1 protein-coding gene and 1 pseudogene are annotated in these 1,989 nt (G+C 72.0%); both read right to left on the reverse strand.

Annotated features, from left to right (window positions below):
- Positions 1-161: 161 nt before the first annotated feature.
- Positions 162-1,736: a GMC family oxidoreductase N-terminal domain-containing protein gene (locus GT030_RS00615; RefSeq protein WP_161199305.1), complete on the reverse strand. Its 1,575-nt coding sequence runs from the start codon at positions 1,734-1,736 to the stop codon at positions 162-164.
- Positions 1,733-1,989 (reverse strand): annotated as a pseudogene (locus tag GT030_RS00620) (hypothetical protein); the annotation flags it as partial. The gene GT030_RS00615 and the pseudogene GT030_RS00620, both read right to left, overlap by 4 nt.

Here is a 1,989-nt window from a genome sequence, read left to right on the forward strand (position 1 = left end):
AACCGTAGCAGTGCCCGCCGAGCGTCGGCCGAGCACGTCGGTCCCCGGTGCGAGAGTGATCCGTCAGCAGCGGAGCCAGTGGAGGAGGTGGTTCACCCGGCCGCCCAGTAGGCGGCGGCTGGAGACACCCGCTTCGGTCCGCGCCCCCCACTCGCTGACCGTCAGCGCGCCGTTTCCTCCTGCCGGCCGACCCCCTTGATCAAGTCGGCCGCCTTCTCCGCCGCCATGATGACCGGCGCGTTCGTGTTGCCCCGAGTCACCGACGGGAACACCGACGCGTCCACCACCCGCAGCCCCGGCACCCCGAGCACCCGCAACTCCGGGTCGACCACCGAGCCGATCGCGCAGGTCGACGTCGGGTGGTAGAGCGTCTGCCCGGCCCGCTGTGCCCACGCGAGCAGGTCCGCACCGGAGTCGGAGGCGGGTGCGTCGAAGGGGGTCGTGACCAGGTCGGAAACCGCCGGCTGGGCCGCTATCTCCAGCGCGATCCTGATCCCGGCGACGATGACCTCCCGGTCCTCCGGCGTGGTCAAGTAGTTGTGCACGATCCGGGGCGCCGCGTCCGGGCGTGGGGAACGCAGGGTCACCGAGCCCCGGCTGGTAGGGGCGAGGACGCACGGGCCGAAGGCGAAGCCGTGCTCCGCGGCCGCGCCCAGGCCCTCCTGGTGGAACAGGACCGGGGCCGCGTGGAACTGGACATCCGGGGCGTCGAGTTCGTCCCGGCTGCGGAAGAAGCCGCCCGCCTCACCGATGTTGGAGGTCAGCGGCCCGCGCCCCTCGCTCTGGAGCAGCGCCGCGTTCTCCTCGGTCGCCGCCGCGATCAACGACTCGGTGTCCGTGCGGTAGTTGAGCAGCGCCATGTAGTGGTCCTGAAGACCAGCGCCGACCGGCAGATCCCGCACCACCCCGATCCCGAACGCGGACAGCACCGCCCCCGGCCCGATCCCGGACAGCATGAGCAGCTTCGGCGACTCGTACGCCCCCGCCGAGAGGATCACTTCCCGCTCCGCGCGCACCACTTCGACCGTGCCGCCGCGCTCCACCTCCATGCCCACCGCGCGGCCGCCCTCGGTCACCACCCGGTGGGCGCGCGCCGAGGACAGCACGGTCAGGTTCGGCCGCCGCAGCGCCGGATGCAGATAGGCGACGGCGGCGCTGCACCGCATGCCGCCGCGCTGCGTCAACTGGTAGCGCCCGACGCCTAATTGGCGCTCACCGTTGAAGTCGTCGTTCGTCTTGTACCCGGCCTGCACCGCCGCGTCCACGAAGGCCGTGGCGAGCGGATGTCCGGACCGCCCGTCGCTGACCGTCAACGGCCCGCCCGTACCGTGGAATTCGTCCTCACCGCGCTCGTTGTCCTCCGCGCGCCGGAAGTACGGGAGTACGTCGGCGTACGACCACCCCACGGCCCCGCCCGCCGCCCAGCCGTCGTAGTCGGCACGGGCGCCCCGGATGTAGATCATCGCGTTCATGGAGCTGGAACCGCCGAACACCCGCCCCCGGGGCAGGTAGGTCCGCCGGGCGCCGATGCCCGGTTCGGGCTCGCTGTCGAGGTCCCAGTCCAGCTCGGTCTTCATCAACTGCGGGAAAGCGGCCGGGACATGGATCTCGGGCGCGGTGTCGGGACCGCCCGCCTCGATCAGCGCCACCCGCACCTCGGGGTCCTCCGACAGCCGCGCGGCCAGCACGCAGCCCGCCGATCCGGCACCGACGACCACGTAGTCGTACGAACTCATTCCATCTCCTTCTGCCGAAGCGGGAGTTGTGCAGAGGACGGGCCGAGGACACTGGTGAGGAAACCGAGTTGATCGGCCAGCGCGCGTTCCTGCCAGGGTCCGTCGTAGACGTCGAAATGGTCCAGGGGGTACTCGGCCAGCCGTGCCCGCGGACCCGCCCGGCGGGCGGTGCGGCGGGCGGCGCCGGGCGGGGCGACCCGGTCGTGCAGTCCGACCTGGAACAGCACCGGGCAGGCCAGCCGTCCGGCGTGGA

The organism is Streptomyces sp. SID1328, assembly GCF_009865595.1.
Classification (GTDB): domain Bacteria; phylum Actinomycetota; class Actinomycetes; order Streptomycetales; family Streptomycetaceae; genus Streptomyces; species Streptomyces griseoluteus.

Bases quoted from the DNA above. Each gene is read 5' to 3' on its own strand.
- GT030_RS00615 (WP_161199305.1), bottom strand. From the start codon at position 1,736: ATGAGTTCGTACGACTACGTGGTCGTCGGTGCCGGATCGGCGGGCTGC.